This window comes from Myxacorys chilensis (assembly GCF_059505265.1).
Window position 1 is genome coordinate 91,730 of the sequence record NZ_JCACKG010000177.1, and the last position, 14,858, is coordinate 106,587.

Below are 14,858 nucleotides of genomic sequence, written 5' to 3' on the forward strand. Positions count from 1 at the left end.
GAAGAATCGATTTTTGTTATAACTGCTAACAGCTTGTGAGATTTTACCCAACCCCCTGGGAGATAGTCGATGAAGGAACGGAAGGTCTGGATTTCACTGGCAGTCGGAGCCGGGGCGCTGGCGCTCCTTGCAGGCGCAGTATTGCCAATCGAAAAATTATTGAAGCAGGACACTCAATCGTCTGCGAGTTTAGGATCGTTAGAACCATTTCACTCCAAACCGAACACGATTGGCGCACCCAGTAAACTTGTTAGTCCGCTAGTAATGCAGTCTCCGAAACAACGGGCACAGACTTTAGAAGCGGCTGTTGAGAAGTTAAGTCCGTCGCTAGAGCGGAACCGCGCTCGGTATATGTTGGCGAGCGATCTTGTGGTTCAGGGACAAGGGGAGAAAGCGTTAGAACCCTTAAAAGATTTAGAGAAAGATTACACCGTCCTCGCACCGCAAATTCTGCTCAAGCGTGCCCAAGCGTACGAGGCGGCAGGCAAGCCAAAAGAAACGATCGCAGCTTGGCAAGAACTGCTCAAGCAATATCCGAAAGATCCGGCGGCAGCAGAAGCGCTCTTTTTCTTAGGAAAAGATAACCCTAAGTATTGGGATCAAGCATTGAATAAGTTTCCAGCGCACCCACGATCGCTCGAAATTGCCAAAACTCGCTTTAAGAAAAATCAGAAACAGCTTCCAGTTCTGCTCACGCTTGCGAAATATGGCGTCGATAGTGATGGCTATACTGACGTTCTCGACACGCTCACCAGCCGCTTTGCGCCCCAACTGAAACCCGAAGATTGGGACGCGATCGCGTTTGGCTACTGGGAAAACCAAGTCTATGACAAAGCCGCGATCGCCTATTCACGGGCACCTCAAACCGCGAGGAGTGTTTATCGTTCTGGTCGGGGGCTGCATCTCACAGGTAAACCGGGTGGAGAACAGCGCTATCAGCAAGTCGTTCAACAGTTTCCGCAATCCGATGAAGCGGGATTGGCGCTAATGCGTTTGGGCAGCCTAGCAGAGAGTCCTCAGACCGCGATTGCGTACTACGATCAGGTTACTCAGAATTTCCCAAGCCGGGCAGCGGAAGCGTTACTTGAGAAATCGAAGAAGCTCGACACTCTCAAGAGCACTAAAACGGCGGCTATGATGCGTCAACTCCTGTTAACCCAGCATGCCAATTCAGATGCAGCCGCAGAAATGCGCTGGATGTATGCTCAAGATCGGGCCAAAGCGGGAGATATTAAGCTTGCCAAAGAATGGGCAGCCCCGATTCTCGTGAATAGTCCAAAAAGTGAAATTGCCCCGCAAGCCGGATTTTGGGTCGGCAAGTGGTCTCAGCGTCTCGGTCAAGGGCGGGAGGCGAAACAGGCCTTTGAGCGTGTCTTGAAAGAGCGTCCTGAATCGTATTATGCGTGGCGCTCTGCCAGCATGTTGGGTTGGAACGTGGGAGACTTTAGCACGGTGCGATCGCTCAATCCACAAGTGCAGAAACCAGCAACCCGTCCTGTGCTGCCTGCGGGTTCGGATGCCATGAAAGAACTGTATCAGATCGGGCAAGACCGCGACGCATGGGCACATTGGCAAGTCGAATACCGCGATCGCACCGATCCCACCGTGGCAGAACAGTTTACGGATGGCATCATGCGCTTAGGCGTCGGCGACAACTTAGATGGCATTTATATGGTGTCGAGTCTGAGCGATCGCGAGAAGCCCGAAGACAAAGAGCAGTATCAGCAACTCGTTCAACAACCCGCTTATTGGCAAGCGCTGTATCCTTTCCCCTTTGTCCAGGAGATCGAAACGTGGTCGCAGCAGCGTCAACTCAATCCGATGTTGGTCACGGCGTTGATTCGTCAAGAGTCCCGGTTTGAGCCGAAGATTAAATCGAGTGTTGGAGCGGCTGGACTGATGCAGGTGATGCCCGAAACGGCGTCCTTCATTGCCGACAATATCAAGCTGAAGCAATATAAACTCGACGATCCTCAAGACAACATCAATCTGGGCACGTGGTATTTAGATCACACGCATCAAGAGTATGCGAATAACTCTATGCTGGCAGTCGCTAGCTACAATGCAGGCCCTGGAGCAGTTGCAGAGTGGGTCAGTAAGTCTAAAACCCAAGACTCTGACGAATTTGTCGAGCAAATTCCGTATGACGAAACGAAAGGATACGTGAAGTCGGTGCTAGGTAATTACTGGAATTACATGCGGCTGTACAACCCAGAGCTTTCACAGCGCATTGCTCAGATGTCTTAATTCATTTGACGGGTGAATTAGCGCACCATAACGAGCATGAACGGCGAATTCGTCAGCGAGAAGACTGGCAAGTTCGCCGTTTTTGCCGTGAAGAAACCTTGACCTCTACACAAAATAGTTTGGTTGCTGATCGTTTACTAATTTGTGGTGTGCCCAATAGGTTTGATAAAGAACGTCTGATCCCCCAGTTGGGGCAACTTGAGATAAGTCTTTAAGCCAAGCGCGAGCAATTTTGAGGCGTTATCTCAGTCTCGAACAGAATTGACGCATTCTAATTCTATTCATCACCTAATTCTATTCATCAAAAGACCGTCCCCGATACAATAGGTACAATCCTCCCGATAGAAAGCTTGACCCATGACTGCTCCTTCGGAACTAGAGACCAATAGCCTAGATAGCGCTGAAGAGACTGCCACAACGATGACAGCTAATCCTTCGGCTGAGGTCATTGACGAAAATGACGCCGTTGATGATGTTGAAATGTCGCTGTTTGACCATTTAGAAGAACTGAGACAGCGCATTTTTTACTCGCTGATTGCGATCGCGATCTGCGTCATTGGCTGCTTTAGCTTTGTCAAACCGATTGTCCAACTCCTCGAAGTACCAGCGCAAGGCGTTAAGTTTCTTCAGCTTGCACCGGGAGAATATTTCTTTGTGTCGATCAAGGTTGCAGGCTATAGCGGCTTAATTTTATCTGCACCGTTTATCTTGTATCAAATCATTGCGTTTGTTACACCAGGACTAACGCGAAAAGAAAAGCGCTTTTTAGCTCCCGTTGTCTTAGGCTCTAGCACATTGTTTCTAGGTGGATTAGCATTTGCGTACATCGCGCTGATTCCCGCCGCGTTAAATTTCTTTATCTCCTATGGTGCAGAGGTTGTTGAGCAAGCGTGGTCAATCGATCGCTATTTTGAATTCATCTTACTGTTAATGTTTGGAACAGGATTAACGTTTCAGGTTCCAGTCATTCAAGCATTGCTCGGTTTTTTGGGCATCATTTCCTCCAAACAAATGTTGGCAGCGTGGAAGTATGTTTTGTTAGGAGCCGCGATCGTCGGGGCCGTGATCACCCCGTCAACCGATCCCTTGACCCAAAGCTTATTGGGCGGAGCTATTTTGGTGCTTTACTTTAGCGGAATTGGGTTCGTTAAATTGTTAGGGCGTTGAGTGAACTTGTAGCTTTTCATGTCCAACAACCGGAGTTGGGCGAGAAGTGGAACTGGGCAACTGAATCATCTGTGCAGAATGCGTTCTGTCCCCTCTCACACTTCACCGATCTTTTGAGAGTATGCGATCGCGCGAACTTAAACTCTGCTAAACATCTATTACAAACTGTTACTTTCCGACTTTAACTAATACAAGTCCTCTACAAACTCAATTTCCACTTCTACACTGAGGGGGCTACACCTTTGCTTTGCTACAGACAGGTCAACTATCCCTAGCCAAAGTCACGTTATGGATATCAACGAACTCATCCGACGATACGAGAGGGGCGAAAGAAATTTTGCAGGAGCCGATCTCCGAAGCATTGATCTTAAAGGGGCAATGCTCGTTGATATCAACCTTGAAAATGCCAATCTAACGGGTGCAAACCTCAGCCGAGCCTTCCTTACCAAAGCGAATCTCAGTGGTGCATTCCTAAACTGGGCAAACCTAGAATTTACTAAACTCAGTGAAGGGTGTTTGATTGACACTGACCTTACCAAGGCACGGCTCAACGGGGCGTTTATGGTGAAATCTGACCTGACGCGATCGCGCCTCACAGGCTCAGATTTGAGTCACGCAAATCTGCGTAGCGCAATCCTTCAGCGAGCAAACTTGTGTAGTGCAAAACTCCTTTCGGTTAACCTACGTGGCGCAGACTTGCGGGGTGCAAACCTCAGTTGGGCAAACCTACAAAGCGCTAGACTGAGCGGGGCAACTTTAAAGGGTGCATTTCTCAACGACACCAATCTGGCAGACGCCTTCTTGAATGGGGTAGATCTAGAAGGACTCAATTTAACAGGTATCAATTTAAGTGCTGCCAAACTGAGTGGGGCAAATTTGAAATCAGCCAATCTAGCGTCCTCAAATTTTCGTGAGGCAATGCTGCAAGGTGCAAATTTAGCGGGCGCGAATCTGACAGATGCCAACTTAGAACAAGCATTTTTGCAGAGCGCAAATTTGCAGTGGACAAATTTAAGTCGAGCAAACTTGGCGCGATCGGATCTGAGCAATGTGAGAATGATGGGCGTCAAGATCGATGAAACGAATTTGTCAGAAGCGGTGCTTTCAGAGATGAATTTGCGCTACTTGTCGTTGATTGCTACTCAAAACGTGCAGAAGCGGCGCAGCGCGACTTTTTAGAACGGGCGTAACCTTGAATCTTAAAGTTCGGATTGACAAACGCTGAGTCCAGCCGTCGGTTTGTCAATCCCTTCGTCACGTTCGTTGACAAATGTCAGAATAAAGTACGCGATTTGCGCGAAGTGCACCTCCAAAAGAACCGCAGGTTACAAGAACTGGAAGTAACGCCATGACTCAAACTCTTCAAACCCAAGTTACCTTCGATGAATTCATTGCTTGGTATCCAGAAAACTCAGAATACCGCTATGAATTGCACAACGGAAAAATTATTGAAATGCCAAAACCAAGAGGCAAACATTCACGGATTGGCGGATTTATTGCAGCAGAAGCAAACTTTGAGATTCGACGATTGCATCTTCCTTACTTCATTCCAACAGAATGCCTCGTTAAATCCCTTGACGATCAATCGGGTTATGAACCGGATGTGATTATTCTCGACGATCGCACCATTTCAAATGAACCTCGATGGGAAAAAGGCTCGATCATTACGCTAGGGCAATCGGTAGGATTGATTGTAGAAGTCGTTTCCACCAACTGGCAAGACGATTATTTGACGAAACTAAAAGACTACGAGCTGCTCGGCATCGCAGAATACTGGATTGTCGATTACCTTGGTTTGGGCGGCAGACGATACATCGGCAATCCTAAGCAGCCCACTTTGTCGATCTATCAACTCATCGATGGGGAATACGAAGTGAGACAATTTCGAGGCAGCGATCGCGTTGAGTCTCCGCTCTTTCCAGAATTAACGATTACAGCAGACGCGATGTTTGCAGCAGGGCAATAAACTTACGAGATGGTACAGCACGGCTCATCGCTTTCAGACAAGTTACGGCAAGATGAAAGAGAGTGAGGAGAGAAACCATGAATCATTCTGCGATCGCAGCGTTGCACAACTCAGAAACAACCGCAAAAAATTATATTAACGGTGAATGGTCTACCCCAACGACTGACCGCTATTTAGATGTCATCAATCCTGCCACCACCGAAGCGTTGGGCAAAGTTCCGCTCTCTTCTGCGGATGATATCGATCGCGCGGCTCAAGCGGCGTCAGAAGCGTTCAAATCCTGGCGACGCACCCCCGCAACAGAACGGGTGCAATATCTATTTAAACTCAAAGCTTTACTTGAAGATCAGTTTGAAGCCCTTGCGCACACAATTACGCTCGAATGTGGCAAAACTTTAGCTGAATCTAAAGGCGAACTGCGACGGGCGATCGAGAATGTTGAAGTCGCGTGCGGTATTCCGATGATGATGCAGGGCTACAACTCCGAAGATATCGCGAGAGGAATTGACGAACAGATGATCCGGCAGCCGCTTGGGGTCGTTGCTATCATTACCCCGTTTAATTTTCCGGGCATGATTCCATTTTGGTTTTTGCCGTATGCGATCGCGTGTGGCAATACTTGCATTGTCAAACCTTCAGAGCGCGTGCCGCTCACAATGCAAATGGTGTTTCGTCTGCTAGAGCAAACCGATTTACCAAAAGGCGTTGTAAATCTGGTGAACGGCGCAAAAGAAGCCGTTGATGCGGTGTTGGATCATCCGACGATTCGAGCCATTAGCTTTGTCGGATCGTCGGCGATCGCAAAGTATGTCTACAGTCGCGCCGCTGCCAACGGCAAGAGATCGCAGTGTCAAGGCGGTGCGAAAAATCCAGTGATCGTGCTTCCAGATGCCGATATTGCAATGACGACGCGAATCATGGCAGATAGCGCTTTTGGCTGCGCCGGACAGCGCTGTTTAGCGGCCTCGATTGCCATTACGGTGGGAGACGCCAAAGAGACGTTTACCGATGCGATCGCAGAAGCCGCTACGGCTCGTACTGTTGGATCTGGACTTGACCCAGCGACGCAAATGGGGCCTGTCATCACGGCGCAAAGCAAAACCCGAATTGAAAGCTTAATTCAGCAAGCGACCCACGAAGGCGCTACCGTGTTAATTGATGGACGGCAACCTGATATTTCTGGCTATGACGGTTACTTTGTACGTCCAACAATTTTACAAAACGTCGATCCGACCGGAGAAATTGCTAAAACTGAAATTTTTGGTCCTGTGCTGAGTTTGATTCATTTAGACAGTATTGAAGCTGCGATCGCGCTAGTCAACCGCAGCCAGTACGGAAATATGGCGTCTTTGTTCACTTCCAGTGGTGCTGCCGCTCGCAGATTTCGCTACGAAGCCGAAGCCGGAAACATTGGCATTAACATTGGCGTGGCGGCTCCTATGGCTTTCTTTCCCTTTAGCGGCTGGAAAGAAAGCTTCTTCGGAGACCTACATGGGCAAGGTGCACACGCAATCGAATTTTTCACCCAAACTAAAGTGGTTGTCGAACGCTGGCAAGACTGGACACGGCAGTTTTAGCGCTTCAGAACATTAAATGAAATTTCTTCATTCAACTCTGAAAAATCGACATACGACTGGCGAGACTCAGTATTAGTCAGTCGAGCCAACACTTCAGGATGAAGCGGCTCTAACAGCCGAGCTTCAGCGCTGAGGAAAAACGCAAACTCAGTGCCACCGATGCGGATGCGATCGCCGTCTTGCAACCGTTGTCGCTGCTGAACCCGCTGCTCATTTACATACGAACCGTTCATGCTATTGAGATCGACGAGATAAAATCCGTCACCTGCGACATAGAGCAACACGGCATGGCGACGAGAAAGACTTCGATCTTGGAGGGGCAAAGCTGCCGCTCGATTCCGTCCAATTGTCCATGCAGTCTGCGGTTGGCGCAAGGTTTGCGAGCAATCACCCATTAGATTAGTGACAATATAAACCTGATCGCCCTGCAACACACCTTGAATGTATTGAGGAGATTTAGAAGATGACGAAACGGCAAACGGCTCTTTCTCAAGGTCGATGGATACCGTCGGACCTTTTGCAAACGCATCATCTGACCAAAATTCTTCAGCCTGCGGAGCCAGATTAGACGTTGGACATTCGGTAAAAGGACTCTGCTCTGGAGCGTTTACGGAATCTAGTAGGTTGGATTCTATAGTCATAGAAGGTGGGTTAGCACGGCGCAATCTGAGTATTGGTCTAAAGTTTCCCAAAAAAGCGGAATTTGACCCGGTACGATCAATTCTGGTAGTAACAAAATTTATTGGCTATGACCCAAGACACATTTAACCAAATTCCAGTAGAAACGCTGGAGCTTTCTATGAAAGCGCTGGGGTCACTCAAGCGATCGCAAATCGCCACGATCGCAGATCTGATGAATTACACCCAAGAAGACCTCGAAATTTTAGACAAGGAGTGTTCAGAAGAAGTGATCACGGCTTTAGAGCAAAAGTTCAGTCTCACCCTACCTCTCAACGATCTGCAATAGCGCTAAACCGTTTTTTGCAAGTTGGGTGAGCGCTTAAGAATCACCATTGAGGAACCGACCACCGGACTCCGAGCGATTAACCTTCCGTTCGGATCGCTAAGGTGGAGGTTGATAAAGTCGAGTTCTTGCGATCGCGTCCATAATTCATCGCTTAACTGATCCTGCTGCTGGGGCGAAAGCTGATACCAACCGTCACCTATTTGAACGATTAGACGACTGCTGCGAAAGTTTGGCTGCACCGACTGCACAAGAGCGCCCATGTAGCGATCGCTAATCTCGCTCACCTGCCCTTGAATGGAGGCGATTAAACTTTGTTCGGGCGTCAGTTGGATTGGTTCAGGTTGCGGTTCTGGTGGCTGCGGTGGGACAGGCTCGATGGCAGCAGGAGACGGTTCAGGTTGTGGTTCAGAGGCTACGGTTGGTTTGGCGGGTTCGATGATTGGCTCAGAGATTGAGTCTGAAGTCGGTTCAGCGGCGATTGGCTCTGTCAAGCTCCGGGGGATCGCGGGAGCAGGCGGTTCAGAAACGTCGGGAAGCGGGATTTTAGGCTCAGAGGCGACAGGAACTTCGGCAGAATCAGAAGACAGATCGGAGGGAATGGACTCGACGGGTGAAGTGGGAACGACAGAAGGACTGGGCGCAGGTTCGACTGGCTTGGAAGCATCAGGCTCGGAGACAGTCGGCTTGGAGGCAATTTCGGGCGGAGACGGCGGCGGGTCGGACGCGACTTTTGGGGACGGCGTTGAAGACAACAGAGTAGACGTGAACCAGAAGCAAATCACGACAATTCCGGCAACCAGTCCAGTGAGCGCGTGATCGTTGAGGTTGCGTCTTAACTTCTTAGGCAGTCGCGATCGCACTTGAATCAGAACGTTCTGCCAAAGCGATCGCTTCGGCGAGACATCAGAATGCGATGATTGCTTTGACGGTTCGGCTTCCAACGTTTCAACAAGGTTTTCTAGCCCTCGAATGGCACTCCGTAGCGTTTTGATGCCAAGCGTTTTCACAAGCGGCGGAGTTTGCTTTGGCGAACGAGGCTGTGGCACACTAGAGCGAGATTTTCTAGGAACTCGGGAAGATTCCGGATCATTGAAGTCGTTTCGTGGCATAACCGTTTCGTGACATAACTGTGCTGCCTGCAAGACACGATAAAGACACTCGCACTCAATACAGTGCTTTCAGTTCAATCTATCATCTGTTGTTGCGTCTAGATTTTACAAAGTATGCGCTTAAACCGTCGTCAACTGCTGCTTCTAGGCGGCATGAGTGGGCTGGGACTTACGTTTGTGGGTAAGACCTTGAGCCGCCCCGCTACAAGTCCGTCTGAATTTGCAAAATTGCCGACCTTGCCGCTTCAGCCGTCTGGTAAGGGTCTAATTTTGCGGTTTGTGGCGATCGCGGATACTGGGTCTGGCGCGAAAGATCAGTTTGCGGTTGGCAAGGCAATGGCGAACTATCATCAAAGCCACCCGTACTCGCTGGTGGTGATGGCAGGCGACAACATCTACACCAACGGCGAAATAGAGAAAATTGGCTCTGCGTTTGAGCAACCGTATGCAGCACTCTTAAAGCGCGGTGTTCGGTTTCAGGCGGCGTTAGGCAATCACGATATTCGGACGGCGAACGGCGATTTACAAGTCAAGTACCCTGCGTTCAACATGAAGGGACGCTACTACACCTACCGAGAAAAAGAGGTGCAATTCTTTGTATTAGACACCAACGATTGGCAGCCTCAAGTGGCTTGGTTAGAAGGAGAACTGAAGCGCAGCGATGCTCCTGTAAAAGTTGTGTATGGGCATCATCCGATCTATTCGTCCGGGCATTATGGCACCAATCCGGAGATGGTGGAGGCATTCACGCCCTTGTTTAAGAAATATCAGGTTCAGCTTTACATGAATGGGCACGAACATAATTATGAGCGAACTAAACCGATTGACGGAACCACGTATCTGATCACAGGACACGGTGGCGCAAATTTGCGATCGGTGGGGCGCTCTGATTGGACAGCTTATTCAACATCGCGCTTCGGATTTTCGGCCATCGAAATCTACCCGGACCGGATGCAAATTCAAGGAATTAGAGCAGATGGATTAGTCTACGATCGCGGTAGTGTTCCGCTTAAAATCGCTCAAAAGGCTTGATAGAAGCAATGAAATCGCACAGTCAAGAACCATTATTCGAGTTCTGTGAGGCGCTAATATGAAGTCACTAACACTTCTGTAATTTTTCCACGCTTTTCTGCATTGCAGTTAATGTTTCTTGTAGCGTAAATTGTGTGGATGTTGAAATCTTTGTAGAGTTCTCGAACAAACGGACAGTCAGAATTGGAAAGCATGATCTTGACGCCGCGATCGCGCAGTTCTACGACAACATCCCGCAATCGAATTTGATCGGCTTCTGAAAACGAGTATCGGCTGTAAGACGTAAATTTACTCGTTGCATTGAGCGGTACATAGGGCGGATCAAAGTAGACAAAATCTTCAGCGTTCTTTGCCTGTTCAAGAATTCGATCAAACGATCGCACTTCAATCTGGGCAGACTGTAAGGCTTGAGCATCCGCCCGCAGAATATCTGGATCACAAATAACAGGATTTTTATAGCTACCGATGGGGACATTAAATCCGCCTTTAGAATTTTCCCGGTACAGCCCATTAAAGCAAGTTTTATTGAGATAAATAAATCGAGCCGCGCGGTCTAAATTGCGGTCAATATCAGCAGCAGAGGTCGGCGGCGAACCGCTTTGCGAGACCCCAAGGGAGCGCACCTGGTAATAATGCTCAGCGCAATGATCTTCTCGATGTTCTTCCAGTCGATCAATCAAATTCTCAACGTCTTCTCTAACGCAGCGATAAACATTAATCAGTTCATGATTGATGTCGGTCAAAACTGCTCGCTCAGGCTGGAGGTGAAAGAAAATTGCCCCTCCACCTACAAACGGTTCGTAATAGTGGCAGTAATCAGTCGGAAAATAAGGAAGATACTGCCCAATCAATTGATGCTTTCCGCCTGCCCACTTGAGAAACGGACGCGGAGCTATGTGCGGTTGCTTTGCAGTGGCGCTTTGCGCTAATCGGATTGAGTTAACCATATTTAATATCTAACCCGATTCGCCCAAAACAAATACATTTGATCTGCTTTGTTTAAGTTTTGCGCGTCATCGATCAGATTTGATAATCGGTTGAGGCAGCATCAAGGGATCGAGTTTCTCGATATGATGAGGAAGAATTTAACAAACGCGCGACCTATGCGAGACTTTCTGATTAATAGCTCTAGATACCCCAAGCTCCTGTTTAGTGTAATGGTGGGTGTAATTTTATTTGCCTTAGCCCCCCTCGTACCCCTGCTAAAAAATCCGCTTACCGCCGTTGCCGTTATTGGCTTCTTTGTAGGAGGGATTGCTTTTTTCACCTTCACGCTGCGGGCAATGTTAGGAATCTAAAACGGAAGGCAGACGGCTCCTCTTTATGACGGTGCTAGGATGAAAGACTTCTTGTAAGTAAGGGCAACGGTTATGGCGACAGATCGAAGAGTGGCGCGGGTCTCTGAGCAGATCAGACGCGAAGTGAGCCAGATGCTGATGAACGGCATTAAAGACGATCGCGTGGGTACAGGCATGGTGAGCGTGACGGATGTAGTCGTGTCGGGTGACTTGCAGCACGCCAAGATTTTTGTCAGTGTTTATGGTGACGATGCCGCAAAAGCGGAAACAATGGATGGTTTGAAGTCAGCGACGGGCTATGTCCGGCGCGAGTTGGGACGCATTGGGCTGCGTCGTACCCCTGAAGTGGTTTTTTTGGAAGATCATTCGATCGAGCGGGGCAACAAGGTTTTGAACTTAATTAGTCGTCTAAGCCAGGAGCGTAAGGATTCTGATGAGGAAAATGAAGTAAAAGAAGATTGATTGGCGCTCTCTAGGAAAGAACCTAGCTAAAAGTTATGTGAGAATTCCATCTGAAGCGATCATTTCTGAAACCAAGTTAACGCGCTATCTACTGCTTCTGAAGCCTCGAAACGATAAATCTAAATTTCTAGCTCAAGCAGGTTTTACCCTCGATAATTGGGAGGTGCTTGTAGTAGCTCTGCGAGTTTTAACGACTACTGTAGACGCGATCGCAGATCGAACTGATGAGTACGGAACTTACTATCGAGCTATAGGCACTCTTCAGGGCGTTAATGGAATTAATCTTAAGGTTGTTACAATTTGGCTACATCGCTCAACCGATCAGCAATTTCAGTTTCTTACCTTAGTGCCTAATAAGGAGACAACAGGATGAGACTAGAACTCTATCAAGAAGTTGCTCTTAATCAAGATTTCTCACAGCATAGCCTCAAAAAAGGCGACATTGCGACTGTGGTTGACTATGTTCCCCATCCTCAGGGTGGAGAAGAAGGCTGCATTCTTGAGTTGTTTAATGCGGTTGGAGATTCTATTGCCGTTGTTACTGTCCCCGCGTCTAGCATTGAGGCCATTCGTCCAGATGATATTCTCTCTGTTCGTCGATTAGCTCAAGCGTCCTAAGTTGTTAGCAAGTCATCGATCGCATCGTTTAGAGACCACGAGAGACAATGCTGTGCGAGACTCTACGCAATTCAGCTTAGATCTGAGCGGACTTTGCAGGGTGAATTCCTTCAGAATTTACGGCCACCGATCGCATTACTATTAGATGGCATCAGACTTCACCCACGATCAATCATGTCTATCTCGCTTCCCAATCCAGACGGTTTGAGCTTGGCTCAGCAAGTCGCTCAAATGGTGGTTGTTCGCGCGTCTGGGCATTTGTTTGATCACGAAATTCGCTACCCGCTGTGGGAACCCCCGGCGGCAGTGCTTCAGCGTTGGATCAAAGAATTGGGTGTAGGAGGCGTCATTCTGCTGGGAGGAAGCGCCGCAGAAATTGCCTTACGATCGCACCAGTTTCAAGATTGGGCAACAACTCCACTTCTGATTTGCGCTGATGTTGAAGAAGGCGTTGGACAGCGATTTTCGGGCGCAACTTGGTTTCCGCCACCCATGGCACTTGCGGCTATTGCCCAAACGGATCTCGAAATTGCTTGCCGCTTATCTCACCAAATGGGCAAAGTCACGGCTCAAGAAGGATTAGCGATCGGCCTAAATTGGATTCTTGCGCCCACCGTTGACGTTAATAACAATCCCCATAATCCGGTGATTAATGTGCGATCGTTCGGCGAAACGCCAGAGATCGTGATTGCTCTCACGACCGCGTTTATTGCGGGCGTGCAGTCTGGAGGCGCGTTAACAGTCGCTAAACATTTTCCGGGACATGGTGATACGGCCATCGATTCGCATTTAGAGCTGCCGACGATTCCCCACGATCGCGATCGCTTAGATCAAATTGAGTTACCACCGTTTAAAGCCGCGATCGCGGCGGGCGTTGATTCGATTATGAGCGCTCATCTGCAAATTCCGGCGTTGGATGATCAAGCTCCCGCAACGCTTTCTCACTCCATTTTGACTGATTTATTACGAGCAGAATTAGGATTTGATGGGTTAGTGACAACCGATGCGCTCGTGATGGGCGCGATCGCAAATCGGTACGGAACCGCAGAAGCCTGTATTCTTGCCGTAGAAGCAGGAGCCGACATTCTGTTGATGCCATTGGAGCCGGAGAAAGCGATCGGAGCAGTTTGCGAAGCGGTGGAGTCAGGACGAATTTCTCGCGAAAGAATTCGGGCGTCGGTAGAACGCATTTTGCACGCCAAATCAAAAATCGCAAAATCAAACGGCAATGCCGCTTCGTTTGCAACGCCTCATGATTTGGCAGTGCGATTAGGACAGTCAAATATCGCAATTGGCGCAGAGCGTAGCTCCGAGGCAGCTGTGCAAGAAATTTTGCAGCGATCGATGCAGGTTCACCAACCCCCTCTGTCTCGATTAAACAGGTCAAGTGGAGGACGAAATTTAATCGTTGTTGATGACATGATCGATTGCGATTTTTTGGGACGAACTGCACCTGCGATCGCGCTACCTCAGCACTCTGGTTTTACGCGCGTTCAGATTGTCGATCACCACACCCCTGACGTTTCATTTGAGAGCGTAAAACCACAACCAACGCTGTTGCAACTTTTTATTCGAGGCAATCCCTTTCGCGGTAGCGCAGGGCTAACAGAAACTGCACAAAATTGGTTTGAGTTTCTGTTGTACTCTGATCAACTGAAAGCACTCGTAATCTATGGCAGTCCCTATGTGCTAGAACAATTCATTCCAAAGCTGCCGTCTGATGTGCCTTATGTGTTTACATATGGCCAAATGCAGTCGGCACAAGCGATCGCGCTTAGCGCTCTGCTGAAGGTTGACCAAACCAGCTAAGCAAACAAAAGGACGCTCAAAAGCGTCCTTACTGACACACTGAAGATAACGGGAACAACTTGCAATTAGTACTCCAAGAACAGAGTATTAAAGGCTGCAGTATCAGGAGCAGCTTGTTTGGTTGCAGGAGTCTTGCATGTAGCACTTCTATCAAGTTCAGCAACTTGGCTGCTTAGAAACGTTAATCGCTTTTGAATTCGATGACGACGAACTTCAATAGATTCTAGTTCGTGTTCGAGGCGTTTTTTCTCGATCGTTAGTTTGTACAAATTTAAGTACGCTGCTGCCTCAGTTTTGGGGCGGGGCAGAGTACTTCTCAACTTAGGGCCGGATTCGAGGGAACAGTAGTTAGAGCGCATGATGAAATACCTGTGTGTTTGACTGATTTAGAACTTACCCAAAACACCAACTGGTAGGTGTAATCCACCTTTAGAGGTAGTGTTTGCAGATTCTTCTCGTAGAGTTCCCTCAGCTTTTTCTCCCATAACAACTAATGTTATGAATATTTAATAAATGCTTTATCAGATTGTTGCAATCTTTATACTTTCTTTGTAACTACTCAGGCAAAATCTGCTGAGTTTTAGTGTGAAGGGGATAACTGGGTTA

15 protein-coding genes are annotated in these 14,858 nt (G+C 48.4%); 12 read left to right on the top strand and 3 right to left on the bottom strand.

The genetic code is table 11. The features are described from left to right. Positions 1-69 precede the first annotated feature (69 nt). The 5 genes from AC5JLB_RS15000 (at position 70) to AC5JLB_RS15020 (ending at position 6,957) form a co-directional block, all read left to right on the top strand. Positions 70-2,247, top strand: a complete 2,178-nt coding sequence (locus tag AC5JLB_RS15000) for a lytic transglycosylase domain-containing protein (protein WP_495874630.1) — start codon at positions 70-72, stop codon at positions 2,245-2,247. Positions 2,248-2,604: 357 nt separating this feature from the next. Then, the gene (tatC, locus tag AC5JLB_RS15005; protein ID WP_495874631.1) at positions 2,605-3,414 is read left to right on the top strand and encodes a twin-arginine translocase subunit TatC; all 810 of its coding nucleotides are present in this window, start codon (positions 2,605-2,607) and stop codon (positions 3,412-3,414) included. A 288-nt stretch (positions 3,415-3,702) separates the two neighbouring features. After that, positions 3,703-4,593: a pentapeptide repeat-containing protein gene (locus AC5JLB_RS15010; protein WP_495874632.1), complete on the top strand. Its 891-nt coding sequence runs from the start codon at positions 3,703-3,705 to the stop codon at positions 4,591-4,593. A gap of 169 nt (positions 4,594-4,762) precedes the next feature. After that, a complete protein-coding gene (locus AC5JLB_RS15015) occupies positions 4,763-5,380 on the top strand; it encodes a Uma2 family endonuclease (protein WP_495874633.1) in 618 nt (205 codons plus the stop codon). 77 nt (positions 5,381-5,457) lie between these two features. Continuing rightward, positions 5,458-6,957, top strand: a complete 1,500-nt coding sequence (locus AC5JLB_RS15020) for a CoA-acylating methylmalonate-semialdehyde dehydrogenase (protein WP_495874634.1) — start codon at positions 5,458-5,460, stop codon at positions 6,955-6,957. Here AC5JLB_RS15020 and AC5JLB_RS15025 read toward each other — a convergent pair. Then, positions 6,954-7,598 (bottom strand): FHA domain-containing protein, encoded by a 645-nt coding sequence (locus AC5JLB_RS15025; protein WP_495874635.1) that lies wholly within the window; start codon positions 7,596-7,598, stop codon positions 6,954-6,956. The genes AC5JLB_RS15020 and AC5JLB_RS15025 overlap by 4 nt on opposite strands. 107 nt (positions 7,599-7,705) lie before the next feature. Between AC5JLB_RS15025 and AC5JLB_RS15030 the strand changes: the two genes are divergently transcribed. Continuing rightward, the gene (locus tag AC5JLB_RS15030; RefSeq protein ID WP_495874636.1) at positions 7,706-7,924 is read left to right on the top strand and encodes a DNA-directed RNA polymerase subunit alpha C-terminal domain-containing protein; all 219 of its coding nucleotides are present in this window, start codon (positions 7,706-7,708) and stop codon (positions 7,922-7,924) included. Between the two features lie 2 nt (positions 7,925-7,926). Here AC5JLB_RS15030 and AC5JLB_RS15035 read toward each other — a convergent pair whose 3' ends face one another. Further along, positions 7,927-9,033 carry a hypothetical protein gene (locus AC5JLB_RS15035; RefSeq protein ID WP_495874637.1) on the bottom strand — a complete coding sequence of 369 codons (1,107 nt, stop codon included), beginning with the start codon at positions 9,031-9,033 and terminating at the stop codon, positions 7,927-7,929. 114 nt (positions 9,034-9,147) lie between these two features. On the opposite strand from AC5JLB_RS15035, the gene AC5JLB_RS15040 reads away from it, so the two are divergent. Beyond that, positions 9,148-10,065 (top strand): metallophosphoesterase family protein, encoded by a 918-nt coding sequence (locus AC5JLB_RS15040; protein WP_495874638.1) that lies wholly within the window; start codon positions 9,148-9,150, stop codon positions 10,063-10,065. Positions 10,066-10,118: 53 nt separating this feature from the next. Here AC5JLB_RS15040 and AC5JLB_RS15045 read toward each other — a convergent pair whose 3' ends face one another. Then, the gene (locus AC5JLB_RS15045; RefSeq protein ID WP_495874639.1) at positions 10,119-11,012 is read right to left on the bottom strand and encodes a DNA adenine methylase; all 894 of its coding nucleotides are present in this window, start codon (positions 11,010-11,012) and stop codon (positions 10,119-10,121) included. Between the two features lie 156 nt (positions 11,013-11,168). On the opposite strand from AC5JLB_RS15045, the gene AC5JLB_RS15050 reads away from it, so the two are divergent. The 5 genes from AC5JLB_RS15050 (at position 11,169) to AC5JLB_RS15070 (ending at position 14,252) form a co-directional block, all read left to right on the top strand. Further along, positions 11,169-11,363 carry a DUF751 family protein gene (locus AC5JLB_RS15050; protein ID WP_495874640.1) on the top strand — a complete coding sequence of 65 codons (195 nt, stop codon included), beginning with the start codon at positions 11,169-11,171 and terminating at the stop codon, positions 11,361-11,363. 72 nt (positions 11,364-11,435) lie between these two features. Then, positions 11,436-11,825: a 30S ribosome-binding factor RbfA gene (rbfA, locus tag AC5JLB_RS15055; protein ID WP_495874641.1), complete on the top strand. Its 390-nt coding sequence runs from the start codon at positions 11,436-11,438 to the stop codon at positions 11,823-11,825. A gap of 37 nt (positions 11,826-11,862) precedes the next feature. Next, entirely contained in the window at positions 11,863-12,198 is a 336-nt protein-coding gene (locus AC5JLB_RS15060) for a DUF6883 domain-containing protein (RefSeq protein ID WP_495874642.1), read from the top strand. After that, entirely contained in the window at positions 12,195-12,443 is a 249-nt protein-coding gene (locus AC5JLB_RS15065; protein ID WP_495874643.1) for a DUF4926 domain-containing protein, read from the top strand. Before AC5JLB_RS15060 ends, AC5JLB_RS15065 begins: the two co-directional genes overlap by 4 nt. A gap of 174 nt (positions 12,444-12,617) precedes the next feature. Then, positions 12,618-14,252: a glycoside hydrolase family 3 N-terminal domain-containing protein gene (locus AC5JLB_RS15070; RefSeq protein WP_495874644.1), complete on the top strand. Its 1,635-nt coding sequence runs from the start codon at positions 12,618-12,620 to the stop codon at positions 14,250-14,252. The last annotated feature ends 606 nt before the right edge of the window (positions 14,253-14,858 follow it).